The sequence below is a fragment of the Helicobacter pylori genome (assembly GCF_011140715.1).
Classification (GTDB): Bacteria; Campylobacterota; Campylobacteria; order Campylobacterales; family Helicobacteraceae; genus Helicobacter; species Helicobacter pylori_DA.
In genome coordinates, this window is sequence record NZ_SFZZ01000060.1 from 23,938 (window position 1) to 41,862 (window position 17,925).

15 protein-coding genes, 1 tRNA gene and 1 pseudogene are annotated in these 17,925 nt (G+C 39.4%); 13 read left to right on the forward strand and 4 right to left on the reverse strand.

Going from position 1 to position 17,925, the window contains the following annotated elements; genetic code table 11:
• The first annotated feature begins 22 nt into the window (after nucleotides 1-22).
• Nucleotides 23-1,483, forward strand: a complete 1,461-nt coding sequence (gene thrC, locus EWZ81_RS05935) for a threonine synthase (protein WP_165549346.1) — start codon at nucleotides 23-25, stop codon at nucleotides 1,481-1,483.
• Between the two features lie 105 nt (nucleotides 1,484-1,588).
• The gene (locus tag EWZ81_RS05940; RefSeq protein ID WP_000725091.1) at nucleotides 1,589-2,302 is read left to right on the forward strand and encodes a hypothetical protein; all 714 of its coding nucleotides are present in this window, start codon (nucleotides 1,589-1,591) and stop codon (nucleotides 2,300-2,302) included.
• Nucleotides 2,303-2,425: 123 nt separating this feature from the next.
• On the opposite strand, the gene EWZ81_RS05945 is transcribed toward EWZ81_RS05940, so the two are convergent.
• Nucleotides 2,426-3,370, reverse strand: coding sequence for a D-2-hydroxyacid dehydrogenase (locus tag EWZ81_RS05945; RefSeq protein ID WP_165549347.1), 945 nt, complete (start codon nucleotides 3,368-3,370; stop codon nucleotides 2,426-2,428).
• 72 nt (nucleotides 3,371-3,442) lie between these two features.
• On the opposite strand from EWZ81_RS05945, the gene EWZ81_RS05950 reads away from it, so the two are divergent.
• Both EWZ81_RS05950 and EWZ81_RS05955 read left to right on the forward strand, forming a co-directional pair.
• The gene (locus EWZ81_RS05950; protein WP_120997438.1) at nucleotides 3,443-3,973 is read left to right on the forward strand and encodes a hypothetical protein; all 531 of its coding nucleotides are present in this window, start codon (nucleotides 3,443-3,445) and stop codon (nucleotides 3,971-3,973) included.
• Between the two features lie 98 nt (nucleotides 3,974-4,071).
• A complete protein-coding gene (locus EWZ81_RS05955; RefSeq protein ID WP_165549348.1) occupies nucleotides 4,072-4,971 on the forward strand; it encodes an alpha-1,2-fucosyltransferase in 900 nt (299 codons plus the stop codon).
• On the opposite strand, the pseudogene EWZ81_RS05960 reads toward EWZ81_RS05955, so the two are convergent.
• From EWZ81_RS05960 to EWZ81_RS05970, 3 genes and pseudogenes are all read right to left on the reverse strand, one after another.
• Nucleotides 4,968-5,813, reverse strand: a pseudogene (locus EWZ81_RS05960) (DNA-methyltransferase). The gene EWZ81_RS05955 and the pseudogene EWZ81_RS05960 sit on opposite strands and share 4 nt — an antisense overlap.
• Before the next feature lie 3 nt (nucleotides 5,814-5,816).
• Nucleotides 5,817-6,812 carry an HTH domain-containing protein gene (locus EWZ81_RS05965; RefSeq protein WP_079295252.1) on the reverse strand — a complete coding sequence of 332 codons (996 nt, stop codon included), beginning with the start codon at nucleotides 6,810-6,812 and terminating at the stop codon, nucleotides 5,817-5,819.
• Nucleotides 6,813-7,031: 219 nt separating this feature from the next.
• Nucleotides 7,032-7,123, reverse strand: a tRNA-Ser gene (locus EWZ81_RS05970).
• A 132-nt stretch (nucleotides 7,124-7,255) separates the two neighbouring features.
• On the opposite strand from EWZ81_RS05970, the gene fabD reads away from it, so the two are divergent.
• The 9 genes from fabD to tlpC all read left to right on the forward strand — a co-directional run bounded on the left by fabD (nucleotide 7,256) and on the right by tlpC (nucleotide 17,506).
• Nucleotides 7,256-8,185, forward strand: coding sequence for an ACP S-malonyltransferase (gene fabD, locus EWZ81_RS05975; RefSeq protein WP_001931061.1), 930 nt, complete (start codon nucleotides 7,256-7,258; stop codon nucleotides 8,183-8,185).
• A gap of 14 nt (nucleotides 8,186-8,199) precedes the next feature.
• Nucleotides 8,200-8,892, forward strand: coding sequence for a 5'-methylthioadenosine/adenosylhomocysteine nucleosidase (locus EWZ81_RS05980; protein WP_079358336.1), 693 nt, complete (start codon nucleotides 8,200-8,202; stop codon nucleotides 8,890-8,892).
• A 249-nt stretch (nucleotides 8,893-9,141) separates the two neighbouring features.
• Nucleotides 9,142-11,187, forward strand: coding sequence for an RNA polymerase sigma factor RpoD (gene rpoD / locus EWZ81_RS05985; protein WP_165549349.1), 2,046 nt, complete (start codon nucleotides 9,142-9,144; stop codon nucleotides 11,185-11,187).
• Between the two features lie 20 nt (nucleotides 11,188-11,207).
• Nucleotides 11,208-12,581 carry an SH3 domain-containing C40 family peptidase gene (locus EWZ81_RS05990; RefSeq protein ID WP_165549350.1) on the forward strand — a complete coding sequence of 458 codons (1,374 nt, stop codon included), beginning with the start codon at nucleotides 11,208-11,210 and terminating at the stop codon, nucleotides 12,579-12,581.
• A 53-nt stretch (nucleotides 12,582-12,634) separates the two neighbouring features.
• Complete coding sequence (locus EWZ81_RS05995; RefSeq protein ID WP_165549351.1) at nucleotides 12,635-13,987, forward strand: FAD-dependent oxidoreductase; 1,353 nt, start codon at nucleotides 12,635-12,637, stop codon at nucleotides 13,985-13,987.
• Nucleotides 13,988-13,992: 5 nt separating this feature from the next.
• A complete protein-coding gene (locus EWZ81_RS06000) occupies nucleotides 13,993-14,181 on the forward strand; it encodes a DUF5408 family protein (protein ID WP_001178799.1) in 189 nt (62 codons plus the stop codon).
• A gap of 350 nt (nucleotides 14,182-14,531) precedes the next feature.
• The gene (gene rplM / locus EWZ81_RS06005; protein ID WP_165549352.1) at nucleotides 14,532-14,957 is read left to right on the forward strand and encodes a 50S ribosomal protein L13; all 426 of its coding nucleotides are present in this window, start codon (nucleotides 14,532-14,534) and stop codon (nucleotides 14,955-14,957) included.
• Entirely contained in the window at nucleotides 14,954-15,343 is a 390-nt protein-coding gene (gene rpsI, locus EWZ81_RS06010) for a 30S ribosomal protein S9 (RefSeq protein ID WP_001227274.1), read from the forward strand. The genes rplM and rpsI overlap by 4 nt, the downstream gene beginning before the upstream one ends.
• A 141-nt stretch (nucleotides 15,344-15,484) precedes the next feature.
• Nucleotides 15,485-17,506 carry a methyl-accepting chemotaxis protein TlpC gene (tlpC, locus tag EWZ81_RS06015; RefSeq protein WP_165549353.1) on the forward strand — a complete coding sequence of 674 codons (2,022 nt, stop codon included), beginning with the start codon at nucleotides 15,485-15,487 and terminating at the stop codon, nucleotides 17,504-17,506.
• The last annotated feature ends 419 nt before the right edge of the window (nucleotides 17,507-17,925 follow it).

The window sequence follows — 17,925 nt, forward strand, 5'->3', positions numbered from 1 at the left end:
AAAGTATTAAAAAGGAAAAATCATGCCTTTTGTCCCCACGCGCTCTTTGAAAGAAAAAAAGATTGATTTTATTGAAGCAATATTAAACCCCAACGCCCCCAAAGGCGGGCTTTACACTTTAGAGCGTTTTGAAACGCTAGAATGGCAAGATTGTTTGAATCTGAGCTATAGCGAATTAGTAGAGCATGTGTTTGAGCTTTTAAATTTAGAAATCCCTAAAAATTTACTGGCGAGCGCTTTAAAACGCTATGAAAATTTTGATAACCCTAAAAACCCAGCCCCTATTTTTGCGCTCAATGAAAGGCTTTTTGTCCAAGAACTCTACCATGGGCCTAGTTTGGCGTTTAAAGACATGGCGTTACAGCCTTTAGCGAGCTTGTTTTCTAATCTAGCGGTGGGGAAAAACGAAAAGTATTTGGTGTTAGTATCCACGAGTGGCGATACCGGTCCTGCGACTTTAGAAAGTTTAGCGGGCATGCCTAATGTTTTTGTGGTGTGTTTATACCCCAAAGACGGCACAAGCTTAGTGCAAAAACTCCAAATGGTAACCCAAAACGCCAACAATTTAAAGGTTTTTGGGGTGAGTGGGGATTTTGATGATGCGCAAAACGCGCTCAAAAACCTTTTAAAAGACGATGATTTTAACGAATCCCTAAAAACGCACCAATTGAAATTAAGCGTGGCTAATTCCGTGAATTTTGGGCGCATCGCTTTTCAAATCGTCTATCATATTTGGGGCTTTTTGGAATTGTATAAAAAAGGCGCGATCAATTCTAAAGAAAAAATCACCCTAGCCATACCTAGCGGTAATTTTGGGAACGCTTTGGGGGCGTTTTACGCTCAAAAAATGGGCTTGAATATCGCTAAAATCAAGGTCGTAACCAACAGTAACGATGTTTTAAGGGAGTTTATAGAGACAGGGCGTTACGATTTAACTCATCGCTCTTTAAAGCAAACTTACTCGCCGGCTATGGATATTTTAAAAAGCTCTAATGTGGAAAGGGTGCTTTTTAGCCTTTTTGGGTTTGAACGCACGCTAGAATTGATGCAAGCTTTAGAAGAAGAGAAATTTTACGCCTTAAAGCCTAAAGAATTGGCCCTTTTACAGGAGCATTTTTCTTGCGCGAGCTGCTCAGATGAAGCCTGTTTGAAAACGATCCAAGAAGTTTATGCAGAGCACCAATACCTGATTGACCCCCACACCGCCACCGCTTTAAACGCTAGCTTGAAAACCAACGAAAAAACCCTTGTTTCTGCCACAGCCTCTTATGAAAAATTCCCTAAAACCACCCTTTTAGCCCTGAATGAGCAAACGAAAAACGATAACGATAAAGCCGCCCTAGAAACGCTTAAAAACAGCTACAATACCCCGGATAGCCAGCGCCTTGATGATTTATTTGAAAGAGGGATCAAGCATCAAGAAGTTTTAAAACTCAATGAGATCAAAACTTCTATTCTTTTGTGGCTAGAAAACACGCATTAGAGCTTTTTTTACGCTTTTAACCTTAATAAAAGTTACATTTTAAGTTAAAACACACTATAATAAATAAACTCTAAACGAAAGTTAAACTGAATGAAAGGAGTTTGGATGAAAAAAATCGTTTTAGTAGCGATAGCCTTACTGATAAGTGGTTGCGCAAGCTATAAGATCACGCCTGAGCATGTTACTTCCTATAATAATGGGATTCAAGTGATGACTTCCACGCAAGCGAGATCTAAAGTCCAGTTAGAAATCGCCCAAAGCAAATTAAAAGGCTTGAATGAATCCCCCTTAGTGCTGTATGTAGCGGCACAAGTTTTAGAGGGAAAACCTGTAGTGTTTAGCCGTAAAGCCATTTCGGTGTCTATCAATCAAACGAGTTTACCGGTCTTAAGCCTGAGACAAGTGATGAAGTCTAGTTTTGATTTTGAGGGCATTTTACAAAGCTTTAATATCAGCGTGCCAACCGCCCCTATTGATAATATCAATATGATCACCCCGCCCATGTTTTATTACGGGCAAGGGAGTTTTTTAGCTTATAACGGCATGATGTATGGGGGAATGGGCATGTATGGGCCAGGCTTTGGCATGATGATGATGGATGATGTAGAAGAGCAAGAAGTCATGCAAGAAAGCCGCCAAGCTTTAAAAATCCTAGCGATCAATTACCTTAAGAAAAACACCCTTAACGTTGAAAACAAGGCTAAGGGAGGGTTTGTCGTGGTGGATACCAAAAACCTTAAAACCCCAGGCGTGGTAGTGGTTAAAGTCTTTTTAGAAGATGAAATCCACACCTTTAAAATTGATATTTCTAAGATGTAATCGCCCCCTTTAATAAAAGCCTTTGGGGGTCAATCCACCTTAAAGGCTTTTTTCTTAATGGGTTAAATCCAGCAAGATTGTCTGATAACCATTAAAAACAATCAAACCCCCTTTTTTTTGCGTTTATTTTTGGGAAGCTAAAAAATCCTGGATATTTTCTTTGGTTTTTTCTACCAAGGTTTTCAAGCTGTCGCTATACGCCCATGCGATATGGGGGGTTAAAAGCAATTTGTTTTGGATCTTTGGGTTCAAAAACGCATGATCTTTTTCAAAAGGCTCTTTCACAAACACATCGCTCGCGTAATACAAATCTTTGGTTTCTAAAGTTAAAGCCAAATCCTTTTCATTCACAATGCCCCCACGCCCCACATTGATTAAAATCGCCCCATCTTTTAGGCTTTGCAATTCTTTGAGAGCGATTAAATCGCGCGTGCTTTCATTTAAGGGGGCATGAATGCTGATAATGCCGCTTGTTTTAAGCAATTCCTCTAAACTCAAGCGCTCATACTCTTCTTTTTTATCGTTAGGGGAATAATACACCACCTTTGCCCCAAAAGCTTGAGCGAGTTTGGCGACTCTTTTACCGATTGTTCCTAAACCAATAACCCCCCATTGACCCCCTTTAATAAGCCCCATTTTCATACCGCTAATGTGCGTAAAAATATCGCTTTGGCTATATTCCCCGCTTTTGCAATAACGATCGTAGTCATTGATTCTCCCCAACAAAGACAACGCGCATGCTAAAGTGTGCTGGGCTACAGATTCCGTAGAATAAGCGCTCACATTTTTGACTTCTATACCTAAAGCTTTCGCGCTTTTTATATCCACATTATCCGTGCCTGTAGCGGTGATGCAAATGAGTTTGAGTTTGGGCAATTGGCTTAAAACCTCTTGGGTGATAACGACTTTATTCAATACCATTATTTCAGCGTCTTTGCAGCGTTCAACGATTTGATTAGGCGAAGTAACCTCATAAAAATCAAAATCCGCCACTTCTTTTAAAACTTCTAGCGCTTTTAACCCCACGCTTTTAGCGTCTAAGACCACGCCTTTTTTGAATGTTTTCATCTCTATACTCCTAGATTTAATTTTAAAGTTATATAATTAAACCACAAAATCCTTTTTTAAAAGAAACTAAACATGCCAAAACCCAAGAAAAACACCCTCCCTTGTAGCCTTTCTGTCAAAATGTCTTATTTCATGCGTCTTCTCATTAAATGGCGCACCCGCTCTTTAAGCCATAGAATGATGACTCTAGTTCAAATCTTAAGCATTCTGGCTTTAGCGAGCAAGGCCAGTGAAGATTTAGAAGAGCAGCTCAAAAAAATCAAAGATTACATTTATAGAACCCTAAACGCTAAAATCGCATCGGATGTGTATAACCGGGTGCTTATTTTAGTGAATGAATATTGCGCTAATGAAGAATTGTTTGATAAAGAGAGCGTTAAAATTTCAGATTTACTCATTCAAGACATTCAGCTTTACGCTTTAGTGGATGAAATGCTTAAAGAAGATAAATACCAAGTCCAGCACACCATTTTAAAGGGCATCATCAAGCGCAAATACGATGAAGCCTACTCGCTCAATAGCGAAGACAGGATTCTTTTAGAATACCAAGAACGCTTGCTAGAACCCTCATACGCGTCTTTTTCAAATAAAAAATTCAAATGATTTGAAAGCGTTACTTACCCCACTTTTTAGGTTTTTATTGAAAAAGGGCTTTAAAATGAGCTAAAATGAGCGTTTTATTTGAAAAACAAAGGGATTGAATGGCTTTTAAGGTGGTGCAAATTTGTGGGGGGCTTGGGAATCAAATGTTTCAATACGCTTTCGCTAAAAGTTTGCAAAAACACCTTAATGTGCCTGTGCTGTTAGATATTACTTCTTTTGATTGGAGCGATAGGAAAATGCAATTAGAGCTTTTCCCTATTGATTTGCCCTATGCGAGCGCTAAAGAAATCGCTATAGCTAAAATGCAACACCTCCCCAAGCTAGTAAGAGAGGCGCTCAAATGCATGGGGTTTGATAGGGTGAGTCAAGAAATCGTGTTTGAATACGAGCCTAAATTATTAAAGCCAAGCCGCTTGACTTATTTTTATGGCTATTTTCAAGATCCACGATATTTTGATGCTATATCCCCTTTAATCAAACAAACCTTCACCCTACCCCCCCCCGAAAATAATAAAAATAATAAAAAAAAAGAGGAAGAATACCACCGCAAGCTTTCTTTGATTTTAGCCGCTAAAAACAGCGTGTTTGTGCATATAAGAAGAGGGGATTATGTGGGGATTGGCTGTCAGCTTGGTATTGACTATCAAAAAAAGGCGCTTGAATATATGGCAAAGCGCGTGCCAAGCATGGAGCTTTTTGTGTTTTGCGAAGACTTAACATTCACGCAAAACCTTGATCTTGGCTACCCTTTTATGGACATGACCACTAGGGATAAAGAAGAAGAGGCGTATTGGGATATGCTGCTCATGCAATCTTGCAAGCATGGCATTATCGCTAACAGCACTTATAGTTGGTGGGCGGCTTATTTGATAAACAATCCAGAAAAAATCATTATTGGCCCCAAACACTGGCTTTTTGGGCATGAGAATATCCTTTGTAAGGAATGGGTGAAAATAGAATCCCATTTTGAGGTGAAATCCCAAAAGTATAACGCTTAAAGCGGCTTAAAAAAGGGGCTTATAAGATTTAAATCTTTGATTTTAGATCGGATTTCTTTATAGCGAGCGTCTAATTCTGATTTCCTATCCATTGATATTTTGACAAACTCGCTTTCTTGTTCTATGCCGATAAATTCCCTCTTCAAAAGATTAGCCGCAATGCCTGTGGTAGAGCTCCCGCTAAAAGGATCGCCAATGAGGGAATTTTCATCGCTCGCCATTAAAAGCAAGCACACCAACAGTGCGAGAGGTTTTTGAGTGGGGTGCTTGCCATTTGCTTTTTCCCAAGGAGCGATCGCTGGGAAGCTCCACACATCACGCATTTGTTTATCGTTATTGATCTTTTTTAAAACCTCATAGTTAAAAACATGCTTATGCTTGTAGCTTTTCCTCGCCCAAATGATTTGCTCAGCGGAATGCGTCAAATAACGGCAGCTGAAATTGGGGGGAGGGTTGGTTTTTTGCCAAGTGATGAGGTTTAAAATCTTAAAATCCAGTTTTTATAAAACACGCCCCAAAGAAAAAAGGTTGTGGTAAGTCCCGCTGATTAAAAGACTCCCTGTATTTTTTAAAGCCTTTTTGGCGTTGTTGATCCACTGGTAATTGAACTCATCAATATCGTTAATCCCATTTTCTTTATCCCAATCGCCTTTATTGACGCTCACAATCTTACCGCTCTGTATGCTTAGGCCGTCATTAGAAAGGAAATAAGGCGGATCGGCAAAAATCAAATCAAACCGATTTTCAAATTGGGGCAACACCTCATTACAATCCCCTTGATAAAGGGTGAAAAGCTCGTCTGTGCTTTTAAAAATGGGGCGAGAAAGACAGGGCGCTTTCATTTTTTATTCTGCTTTAATGCCTTTATCTTCAATGTGTTTTTGCATTGCTTCATCATCAAGCACTTTATCAAAAAAATTCTCCATATCCACTGCCGTATCAAGTCCTTTTTCAATTTGCTTGTTAATCTTTTCCATAAAAGGCTTAAAATCCTCCAGACTTCGTTCTACAAGCATGTTGAGTGTGGGTATATCAACCTCTCTTTCTTTAGCTGGCAACAAGATTTTGGAGTTTGAAATCTCAGATTCTAGCTTGATAACCCCTATACCAAAGCTTTGGTTGAGCCGCCTTAATTCATTTAAAACCTCATTATCAATATTAAAAACCACCAAATACCCCTCATTAGCCCAAGTAGAATTGCTCACCGCTTGGAAATAGCTTTTTTTCAGATTGGAAGAAGTAATCTTAACTTTAAGCTCAAAGGAAAAAAGCTTGTGTCTTTTTTGACCGGTATGCTGTAAAAATTCCAAAGTTTCTTCTTTATATCTGCTGTAGGGAAAATATTTATTATAGGGAAAATACACGCCAACGATGTCAGGATAATTCCATTTGCATTCGCCCCCTTTGCCTTTTTTACATTTTTCATGGCGGATGGTTTTGCATAGAAGCTTGAAATTTGGATCTTCATTAAGGAATTTCACAAGCAGTTCGTGCAAATTCTTTTCTTTCTCTTCATAAGAAGAGATTTTTTGTTTTTCGGCTGTGTCTGAACACTCGCTCTGTTCATCATCTTCTTCTTTGGAATCTGGGGTTTCTTGTGGAGGAAATTCTCTTTCACGAGATTTGAGCCAATAGAAAAAGGTTTTTCCTTTTTTGTGTGCAACATAAAATTGCTTCTTGTCTTTACCAAGATCACTTCCAATTGTGGACCAAGGTGTTTTTCCTATACTTGGGCGTTCTTTATCCAATCCCATTTCACAAGCTCTTTTCCAAATTTCTTCAGCGCTCAAAGGCTCCTCTGCTTGTTCTAAAACTTTTTTACCTAATTCTCTGTAAGTCATGTTCTTTCTTTTTTGCGATTATGAGCAGAAACGATTATACTCAAAATGTTTGAAAATACCATAGCGGATTGATAGGGTTTAGGCTGGGTGTCTCTCTTCACCCAACCTAAATTTTGTATTTGTAAAATCTGTAAAAGGAGTGTCGTAAAAGGAATGCTTAGAAACTATATGTCTCTCGTTAATACATTCTAAACAAAAAGTTTTTAAAGGCAAAAAGGCTGGCGGACAGGGAGGGATTCGAACCCTCGGTAACCTTGACGGCTACGCATCCTTAGCAGGGATGTGGTTTCAGCCAACTCACCCACCTGTCCTCATTCACAAAGTAGAATTATAGTAAAAATAAGTTAAAATAAACCTTAAACTTTAATGGTTTCTAAACAAAACTAAGGGCTTTTATATTACAATTTTAAATTATGGATTAATAAAATTTAAAGGATAACACCATGCAATACGCGCTATTATTTCCAGGGCAAGGCTCGCAATGTATAGGAATGGGAAAATCGTTCTATGAGAGCCACACCCTAGCCAAAGAATTGTTTGAAAGGGCTTCTAACACGCTTAAAGTGGATATGAAAAAAACGCTTTTTGAAGAAAATGAGCTTTTAAAAGAGAGCGCTTACACCCAGCCTGCCATTTATTTAGTGAGCTATATCGCTTATCAGTTACTCAACAAGCAAGCAAATGGGGGGTTAAAACCCGTTTTCGCTTTAGGGCATTCGCTCGGTGAAGTGAGCGCGGTGTCTTTGAGCGGGGCGTTAGATTTTGAAAAAGCCCTTAAACTCACGCACCAAAGAGGCAAAATGATGCAAGAAGCGTGTGCGAATAAAGACGCTTCCATGATGGTCGTTTTGGGTGTTTCTGAAGAAAGCCTTTTAAGCTTGTGCCAAAGAACTAAAAACGTGTGGTGCGCGAATTTCAATGGTGGCATGCAAGTGGTTTTAGCCGGGGTTAAAGACGATTTGAAAGCCCTAGAGCCGACTTTAAAGGAAATGGGGGCTAAAAGAGTGGTTTTTTTAGAAATGAGCGTGGCGAGCCATTGCCCTTTTTTAGAGCCTATGATTTTTAAATTCCAGGAATTGCTAGAAAAAAGCCTGAAAGATAAATTCCATTTTGAAATCATCTCCAATGCGACTAATGAAGCGTATCACAATAAAGCCAAAGCCGTTGAATTATTGAGCTTGCAACTCACTCAGCCGGTGCGTTATCAAGACTGCGTGAAATCCAACAATGACCGAGTGGATGTCTTTTTTGAATTAGGCTGTGGGAGCGTGTTAAAGGGGCTTAACAAGCGCTTGAGCAACAAGCCCACCATAAGCGTGGGGGATAATAAAGGGCTTGATGAAGCCATTGAATTTTTAGAAGAATACGTGTGAATTAGGAGAAAACGGTGCAAAAAATTGGCATTTTGGGGGCGATGAGAGAAGAAATAACCCCTATTTTAGAATTGTTTGGCGTGGGTTTTGAAGAAATCCCTTTAGGGGGGAATGTTTTCCATAAAGGCGTTTATCATAATAAGGAAATCGTTGTCGCTTATAGCAAGATTGGCAAGGTGCATTCCACTTTAACCACGACGAGCATGATTTTAGCGTTTGGCGTTCAAAAGGTGCTTTTTAGCGGGGTGGCTGGAAGTTTGGTCAAAGATTTAAAAATCAATGATTTGTTAGTGGCTCAAAAATTAGTCCAGCATGATGTGGATTTGAGCGCGTTTGATCACCCTTTAGGGTTTATCCCCGAAAGCACGATTTTTATTGAAACGAGCGGAAGTTTAAACGCCCTAGCTAAAAAGATCGCCAATGAGCAGCATATCGCGCTCAAAGAAGGCGTCATCGCATCAGGCGATCAGTTTGTGCATAGCAAAGAAAGGAAAGAATTTTTAGTTAGCGAGTTTAAGGCGAGCGCGGTGGAAATGGAGGGGGCGAGCGTGGCGTTTGTGTGCCAAAAATTTGGCGTGCCATGCTGCGTGCTAAGGAGCATTAGCGATAACGCCGATGAAGAAGCCGGTATGAGTTTTGATGAATTTTTAGAAAAAAGCGCTCACACTTCAGCGAAATTTTTAAAAAGCATGGTAGATGAGCTTTAGGGCTTGTTTTTATTAAACGCAGACAATTAAAACCCTTTTTTAAAAATAGGGGGGTTTAAATTTTAATTTAAACTCATTTTTTAAAGGCTATCGCTTAATTAGCGTTACGCTTTTTGATGGTTTTGCGATCAATATTCGGTGAAATAAAACCAAATTCCAATAATATAATTAGAATTTAAGCTATCTTTTAGTAAAATAACAAAGGAATAGGTGTATCTTATCTTATGAACCTAGCTTTTGATTGAAAGCATGGGTTCTTATTTTATGGAGTGTCCAATGAAAAAGAAAGCTAACGAAGAAAAAGCCCCCAAAAGAGCCAAACAGGAAGCCAAAACAGAAGCCACACAGGAAAATAAAGCTAAAGAAAATAATAAGGAAAACAAAAACAATAAAGCCAAAGAAAGCAAAATTAAAGAAGCTAAAGCGAAAGAACCTATCCCTATTAAAAAGCTCAGTTTCAATGAAGAATTAGAAGAATTATTCGCTAATTCCTTAGGCAATTGCGTTTCTTATGAGTCCATCATTCAAATCAGCACGAAAGTCCCCACTCTAACCCAAATCAAAAAAATCAAAGAATTGTGCCAAAAATACCAAAAGAAATTAGTCAGCTCTTCAGAATACGCTAAAAAACTCAATGCGATTGACAAGATTAAAAACACCGAAGAAAAGCAAAAAGTTTTAGATGAAGAATTAGAAGATGGCTATGACTTTTTGAAAGAAAAGGATTTTTTAGAGTGGAGCAGAAGCGATAGCCCGGTGCGCATGTATTTGCGTGAAATGGGGGATATAAAACTTTTAAGCAAAGATGAAGAGATCGAATTAAGCAAGCAGATCCGCTTGGGCGAAGACATTATTTTAGACGCGATCTGCTCAGTGCCGTATTTGATTGATTTTATCTATGCGTATAAAGACGCTTTAATCAATCGTGAAAGAAGGGTTAAAGAGCTTTTTAGGAGCTTTGATGATGACGATGAAAATAGCGTGAGCGATCCTAAAAAAGATGATGACGGCGAAGAAGACGAAGAAAACGAAGAAAGGAAAAAGGTCGTTTCCGAAAAAGACAAGAAGCGCGTTGAAAAAGTCCAAGAGAGTTTTAAAGCCCTAGACAAGGCTAAAAAAGAATGGCTTAAAGCCCTTGAAGCCCCCATAGATGAAAAAGAAGACGAGTTAGTGCGTTCATTGACCCTAGCTTACAAACGCCAAACGCTTAAAGACAGACTCTATGATTTAGAGCCTACCAGCAAACTGATTAATGAATTAGTCAAAACGATGGAGACCACTTTAAAGAGCGGTGATGGGTTTGAAAAAGAGTTGAAACGCTTGGAATACAAACTGCCCTTATTCAATGACACTCTGATCGCTAACCATAAAAAAATCCTTGCTAATATCACTAACATGACTAAAGAAGACATTATCGCTCAAGTGCCAGAAGCGACTATGGTTAGCGTGTATATGGATCTCAAAAAACTCTTTTTGACTAAAGAGGCGAGCGAAGAAGGCTTTGATTTAGACCCTAACAAACTAAAAGAGATTTTAGAGCAAATCAAAAGAGGGAAATTGATTTCCGATCGCGCTAAAAACAAAATGGCTAAATCCAATTTAAGGTTGGTAGTGAGCATCGCTAAACGATTCACGAGCAGAGGCTTACCGTTCTTGGATTTGATTCAAGAGGGTAATATCGGCTTGATGAAAGCGGTGGATAAGTTTGAGCATGAAAAGGGCTTCAAGTTTTCTACCTATGCGACCTGGTGGATCAAGCAAGCCATCAGCAGAGCCATAGCCGATCAAGCCCGCACTATCCGCATCCCCATTCACATGATTGACACGATTAATCGCATCAATAAAGTCATGCGCAAACACATTCAAGAAACCGGCAAAGAGCCTGATTTAGAAGTGGTGGCTGAAGAAGTGGGGCTTTCGTTAGATAAAGTGAAGAATGTGATTAAGGTTACTAAAGAGCCTATCAGCTTAGAAACCCCAGTCGGCAATGATGATGACGGCAAATTTGGGGATTTCGTGGAAGATAAGAATATCGTTAACTCCATTGATCACATCATGCGAGAAGATTTAAAAGCCCAGATTGAAAGCGTTTTGGATCAGTTGAATGAGCGAGAAAAAGCGGTGATCCGCATGCGTTTTGGGCTTTTAGACGATGAAAGCGATCGGACTTTAGAAGAAATCGGCAAAGAATTGAATGTTACTAGAGAAAGAGTGCGCCAGATTGAAAGCTCTGCGATTAAAAAATTGAGAAGCCCGCAATACGGGCGCATTTTAAGAAACTATTTGCGCATTTGATGTTGAGGTTTCTCTAAAACATGCGTTATTTTCTTGTAGTTTTCTTGTTTTTGTTTGTGGGTTGCATGAAAAAGGATTTCACGCTCAAAGATTTATCCTTACCCCAAGAGGCTTCAAGCTATCTTGCAAGCTCTCAAAATGGCAGTAACAATAACCAAAGCATTGACCCCCAAGCGTTAAAAGAAATATTAAAAGAGAGCTACCTCAAAGCGTGGTATTCCCCATGGCTAGATGCGAAAGTCAAAAGCAATAAAAAAGAAGTGTTTTGGATCCTTAAGGAAATGAATAAATCCACCGGTTATGGCGAAGATCTAAAGCCCAACGCAAAAGCTTTCAATGATGGACTGATTAAGAGCATGGATATTGAGCGTTACCCGAGTGCTAAGATTAAGGCTGTGGTGGTGCGAGATAGCGATGTGAGGGCTGTGCCTACTAACAAGCCTTATTACCTTTCTCAAAAAGGCTATCCTTTTGATAGGTATCAAAATTCGCTGATTTTTCAAGGCACGCCGGTTTTGATCACGCATTTTAATACAGATAAAACTTACGCCCACATTCAAAGCAGTTTTGTTTATGGCTGGATCAAAGTTAGCGATCTAGCTTACATGCATGATAAAGACATAGAGCTTTTAACCAAGCTTAAAAATTATGTCATGCCCATAAAAGACAAGATCCCCCTTTATACGGACTATGGGGATTTTTACACCGATGCTAGGGTGGGCGAATTGTTCGCTCTCATCCCCCAAAGTCAAAACGCATCTCAAAACCCCCCAAAAAAGGAATTGAAAGCCTATGGTTTTTTGAAGGACGCTAAGGGTTATGCAGCTTTACAAAGCGTGATCTTGAATGAAAAAGATTTTTTTGTTTTCCCTAAGGCTTTTACTAGCGAGAACATGGCGTATTTTATAGACACCATGCTAGGGCAAAAATACGGCTGGGGTGGGCTATTGGGCAATAGGGATTGCTCGGCTTTCACTAGGGATAGTTTCGCTAATTTTGGTATTTTGCTCCCCAGAAATTCCTACGCGCAAAGCCGCTATGCGAACAATTATGTGGATTTAAGCTCCATGAAAGCCAAAGAAAAAGAAGACTACATTATTAAAAACGCCACGCCTTTTGGCACGCTCATCTATCTCAAAGGGCATATCATGCTCTATTTGGGCGCATACAACCATCAAGCGATAGTCGCTCACAGCATTTGGTCGGTGCAAACCCAAAAGCATTTTAAAACCTTGAGCCATAAAATAGGAGGCGTAGTGATCACTTCATTATGGCTAGCCGAAGAACATAATGGGGCGTTTTCTAAAAAGAAATTATTGATTGATAGGGTGCTTGGAATGAGCGATTTGAAAGATTTTGTCCATAAAACTTCAAGCCCCTTGAATGCGAATTGATTTTCTTATACTATGATTACGATTTATCAATTTAAAACATTTGGAGAAAGACAATGAGTATGGAATTTGATGCCGTGATTATTGGAGGTGGGGTTTCAGGGTGCGCGACCTTTTATACTTTGAGCGAATACAGCTCCTTAAAGCGCATGGCTATCGTGGAAAAATGCTCTAAATTGGCTCAAATCAGCTCCAGCGCTAAAGCTAATTCGCAAACCATTCATGATGGCTCTATTGAAACGAATTACACTCCTGAAAAAGCTAAAAAAGTGCGTTTGAGCGCTTATAAAACCAGACAATACGCGCTCAATAAAGGCTTGCAAAATGAAGTGATTTTTGAAACCCAGAAAATGGCTATAGGCGTGGGCGATGAAGAATGCGAGTTCATGAAAAAACGCTACGAATCCTTTAAAGAAATCTTTGTGGGGTTAGAAGAATTTGACAAGCAAAAGATTAAAGAATTAGAGCCTAATGTGATTTTAGGGGCTAATGGCATAGACAGGCATGAAAACATTGTTGGGCATGGTTATCAAAAAGATTGGAGCACCATGAATTTTGCGAAGTTGAGTGAAAACTTCGTTGAAGAAGCCCTGAAATTAAAGCCTAACAACCAGGTGTTTTTGAATTTCAAAGTGAAAAAGATTGAAAAACGCAACGACACTTACGCGCTCATTTCTGAAGACGCTGAAGAAGTGTATGCTAAATTCGTGCTAGTCAATGCCGGCTCTTACGCTTTGCCTTTGGCTCAGAGCATGGGTTATGGCTTGGATTTAGGGTGCTTGCCTGTGGCGGGTAGCTTTTATTTTGTGCCGGATTTATTAAGGGGTAAGGTTTATACCGTTCAAAACCCCAAACTCCCTTTTGCAGCCGTGCATGGCGACCCTGATGCTGTCATTAAAGGAAAAACACGAATCGGGCCTACGGCTTTAACGATGCCTAAATTAGAGCGCAACAAATGTTGGCTTAAGGGCATTAGTTTGGAATTGTTGAAAATGGATTTGAATAAAGATGTGTTTAAGATCGCGTTTGATTTGATGAGCGATAAAGAAATCCGTAATTATGTGTTTAAAAACATGGTTTTTGAATTGCCCATTATCGGTAAAAGGAAATTTTTAAAAGACGCTCAAAAAATCATCCCCTCTCTTAGCCTAGAAGATTTAGAATACGCTCATGGTTTTGGCGAAGTGCGCCCGCAAGTTTTAGACAGAACCAAGCGAAAGCTAGAATTAGGCGAAAAAAAGATTTGCACCCATAAAGGCATCACTTTCAACATGACCCCCTCTCCAGGCGCGACGAGTTGCTTGCAAAACGCCCTTGTGGATTCCCAAGAAATCGCTGCGTATTTGGGCGAGAGCTTTGAACTGGAACGCTTTTATAAAGATTTATCCCCAGAAGAATTGGAAAATTAAAACGCATGCAAAACGAACAAGAAGCCCGAGAAATCGCTAAAAAAGCCGTTCAAATCGTGTTTTTTTTAGGGATTGTGGTGGTGCTTTTGATGATGATAAACCTTTACATGCTCATCAATCAAATCAACGCGAGCGCTAAAATGAGCCAACAAATCAAAAAGATAGAAGAAAGGCTTAACCAAAAGCAAAAATAAAGGCTTTGGCTTATTAAGCATGAGTAACAAAATTAAAAAAGCTTAAAGGCATTTTTTAAAATAAATACAATAAAAGAGCTTGCACAAGCAAGTGATAGCCTCTTTAAAAAGCGGTCTTTTGGGGTTAGGGGGTTTTAGTTGGGGGCTGTGGGAGAGGGCTATTGTAAAATACCCCCTATTCCTTTAAAGAAATGCGTTTTACTTAAGAAATGAGTTTGACTATAAAATCAAAAGCAATCAAACAAATTTTTTAAAAAACCCTATTTTTAAACTTTAAACTTTCCTTAAATTCAGCAATATTTAAGCTTATTTCCTTATAATGAGTGCTTTAATTTTATCAAAGGATTCTTATGACAAAGACCGCTAAAGTCAATGACATCGTTCGTGATTGGGTCGTTTTAGATGCTAAGGACAAAGTTTTTGGCCGCTTGATCACTGAAATCGCTGTGCTTTTAAGAGGGAAACACCGCCCTTTTTACACCCCCAATATGGATTGTGGGGATTTTGTGGTGGTTATCAACGCCAATAAGGTTAAATTTTCAGGCATGAAATTAGAGGATAAAGAGTATTTTACCCATTCAGGTTATTTTGGCAGCACCAAGAGCAAGACTCTCCAAGAAATGCTAGAAAAAGCCCCTGAAAAGCTCTACCACTTAGCCGTTAGGGGCATGCTCCCTAAAACGAAATTAGGGAAAGCGATGATTAAAAAACTCAAAGTTTATCGTGATGATAAGCACCCTCACACCGCACAAACTAGCAAAAAGGACGCTAAATGAGAAAAATCTATGCTACCGGTAAAAGAAAAACCGCTATCGCTAAAGTGTGGCTCACTCCGGGTAAAGGCGGATTGAGTATCAATGAGCAAAGCCTGAATCAATGGTTGGGCGGGCATGAAGCCATTAAAATGAAAGTCATGCAACCCTTGCTTTTAACCAAACAAGAACAATCTGTGGATATTAAAGCGGTGGTTTTTGGTGGGGGCTACTCAGCGCAAGCGGAAGCCTTAAGGCATGGCATTTCTAAGGCTTTGAACGCTTATGATATTGCTTTTAGAGCCATTTTAAAACCTAAGGGCTTGCTCACTAGGGATTCAAGGGTGGTTGAACGCAAAAAATATGGTAAAAGAAAGGCCAGAAGAAGCCCGCAATTCTCCAAAAGGTAATCTCTATTTCTTTTTGCCTCTCCTTTGGGGGAGCTTTGGCTCTCTTTCATTTTCTGCTTTTTTTCTCTCTTGTTTTATTAAAGTTTCAAAATAATGTATAATAATCGTTCTCTATCAATTCGTTTTAAAAGGGCAAAGGGAATGAAATCTACAAGAATTGGTTCTAAAATCGTCATGATGGTGTGTGCGGTTGTTATTGTCATTAGCGCTGTTATGGGCGTTATTATCAGCTACAAGGTTGAAAGCGTGTTGCAAAGCCAAGCCACAGAATTGTTGCAAAAAAAGGCTCAGTTAGTCAGTTTTAAAATTCAAGGTATTATGAAGCGTATTTTTATTGGCGCTAACACCCTTGAAAAATTTTTAAGCGATGAAAATAGCGCTATCAACGACACCCTAAAAAGGCGCATGCTCTCTGAGTTTTTGCTGGCAAACCCTCATGTGTTATTGGTTAGTGCGATTTATACGAATAATAACGAACGAGTTATCACTGCCATGAGCATGGATTCAAAAATCGCCTACCCTAATACCACGCTCAATGAAAACATGATCAATCAAATCCGTTCGCTCAAAAGTATAACCCGTTCAGATCCCTATTATAAGGAGGTTAATGGCGATAAAATCTATGGCATGGATATTACCCTCCCCTTAATGGGTAAGAATCAAAATATTATAGGCGCGCTGAATTTCTTTTTAAACATTGACGCTTTTTATACCGATGTGGTAGGCAAGAAAAAGAGCAACACCTTTTTAATGGGGAAAGACGGCAGGCTTTTAATCAACCCTAATCGTGAGATTCAAGATAAAATTTTAAGCGCTATCAATCCGGATAAGCGAGTCGCTAAAGCTGTGGAGTATTATGACAAAAACGAAGCGGGCACTTTGAGCTACCATTCATTGAGCGGGAATACAGAAACCTTTTTAGCCATACAGCCCTTTGATTTTTTTGAAGAAAAAGGGAATAACGGCAATCATTGGCGTTGGGCAATCGGGAAATATGTCAATAAATCTTTAGTCTTTAAAGAAGCCACAAACACCAAATTCATTATTATCACCACTTTGATTTTAGGCGTGTTGGTGTTAGCCTTTTTAGTCTTTATCATCGTTTCCAATCTCATAACCAAACGCATCAGTAGGGTCAATAACACCCTAAATGATTTTTTCAACTTGCTCAATAACCCCAAAAATAACCATGCCATAAGCCTAACGCCCCCAAGCGCTTATGATGAAATCGGGCAAATGCAAGCTTCTATCAATGAGAACATCCTTAAAACCCAAGAAAACATTCAAGCCGATAATAAAGCCATTCAAAACAGCATTGAAGTAACAAATTATGTGGAAAATGGGGATTTCACGCAAGAAATCGCATGCGTGCCTAAAAATAAAGATTTGCAAGCTTTAAGAAATACGATTAATAGCATTATCCAGTATTTTCGTAACCAAATTGGCGCCAATATTGAAGCCCTAAATAACGCCCTAGAGCATTATAAAAACCTGGATTTCACCCACCACATCCAAAACCCCAAAGCCAACATGGAAAAAGCGCTCAACACTTTAGGGCAAGAAATTTCTAGCATGCTTAAAGCTTCTTTAGGGTTTGCGAACGCGCTCAATCATGAATCCAAGGATTTAAAAACTTGCGTGGATAACTTAACCAAAACCGCTCACAAACAAGAAAGAAGCCTGAAAAACACCACTCAATCCTTAGAAGAAATCACTAATATTATCACAACAATTGATTCTAAAAGCCAAGAGATGATCTCTCAAGGCGAAGACATTAAAAGCGTGGTGGATATGATTAGAGATATTGCCGATCAAACGAATCTATTAGCCCTAAACGCCGCTATTGAAGCCGCAAGAGCCGGCGAGCATGGCAGAGGCTTTGCGGTGGTGGCTGATGAGGTGAGAAAGCTCGCTGAAAGGACGCAAAAATCGCTCAGCGAGATTGAAGCCAATATCAATATTTTAGTTCAAAGCATTGCCGATAACGCTGAGTCTATCAAAATGCAAAACAAGGGCGTAGAAAATATCCACAGTTCCATTAACGCCTTGCAACAAGATGTGCAGGATAATTTGACTATCGCTAATCATTCTTTACAAGTGAGTGCTAAAATTGATGGGATCTCCCAAGACATTTTAGAAGACGTGAGCAAGAAGAAATTTTAATTTCTGCCTTTAATTTTGAGCGTCTGAAAGGTGGAACCGCCCCCTTTTTCTCAAGTAAGGGGCTTTCGCCCTAACGAACGCTAATATAAAAGGCTCTTTAAAAGGGGTATTCATCGCAAAATATCCCCCTATTACCTTAAAAGAATCGTTTTTACTGTGAAACCGCCCCTTTCTAAAGCAAGGGGCTTTCTAACTAAAACATTCCATTGAATGCTAACACGAAAGGCTTTGTTCTTTAAAGTCTGCATGGATATTTCCTACCCCAAAAAGACTAGAGGTATTTTGTCATCTTTTAGCTTGAATATAGCCTAACGGCTATGTGCTTGCATCTTGTACCCTAAAAGACGGAGTTTTTTCGTGCTAGTGGGATAAAAATATTCCTTAAAAGTTTTGGCTATCACTTTTTGATATTGGGTTTA

Coding starts and splice junctions, on each gene's coding strand:
- thrC (WP_165549346.1), top strand. CDS start 23: ATGCCTTTTGTCCCCACGCGCTCTTTGAAAGAAAAAAAGATTGATTTT.
- EWZ81_RS05940 (WP_000725091.1), top strand. CDS start 1,589: ATGAAAAAAATCGTTTTAGTAGCGATAGCCTTACTGATAAGTGGTTGC.
- EWZ81_RS05945 (WP_165549347.1), bottom strand. CDS start 3,370: ATGAAAACATTCAAAAAAGGCGTGGTCTTAGACGCTAAAAGCGTGGGG.
- EWZ81_RS05950 (WP_120997438.1), top strand. CDS start 3,443: ATGCCAAAACCCAAGAAAAACACCCTCCCTTGTAGCCTTTCTGTCAAA.
- EWZ81_RS05955 (WP_165549348.1), top strand. CDS start 4,072: ATGGCTTTTAAGGTGGTGCAAATTTGTGGGGGGCTTGGGAATCAAATG.
- EWZ81_RS05965 (WP_079295252.1), bottom strand. CDS start 6,812: ATGACTTACAGAGAATTAGGTAAAAAAGTTTTAGAACAAGCAGAGGAG.
- fabD (WP_001931061.1), top strand. CDS start 7,256: ATGCAATACGCGCTATTATTTCCAGGGCAAGGCTCGCAATGTATAGGA.
- rpoD (WP_165549349.1), top strand. CDS start 9,142: ATGGGTTCTTATTTTATGGAGTGTCCAATGAAAAAGAAAGCTAACGAA.
- EWZ81_RS05990 (WP_165549350.1), top strand. CDS start 11,208: ATGCGTTATTTTCTTGTAGTTTTCTTGTTTTTGTTTGTGGGTTGCATG.
- EWZ81_RS05995 (WP_165549351.1), top strand. CDS start 12,635: ATGAGTATGGAATTTGATGCCGTGATTATTGGAGGTGGGGTTTCAGGG.
- EWZ81_RS06000 (WP_001178799.1), top strand. CDS start 13,993: ATGCAAAACGAACAAGAAGCCCGAGAAATCGCTAAAAAAGCCGTTCAA.
- rplM (WP_165549352.1), top strand. CDS start 14,532: ATGACAAAGACCGCTAAAGTCAATGACATCGTTCGTGATTGGGTCGTT.
- rpsI (WP_001227274.1), top strand. CDS start 14,954: ATGAGAAAAATCTATGCTACCGGTAAAAGAAAAACCGCTATCGCTAAA.
- tlpC (WP_165549353.1), top strand. CDS start 15,485: ATGAAATCTACAAGAATTGGTTCTAAAATCGTCATGATGGTGTGTGCG.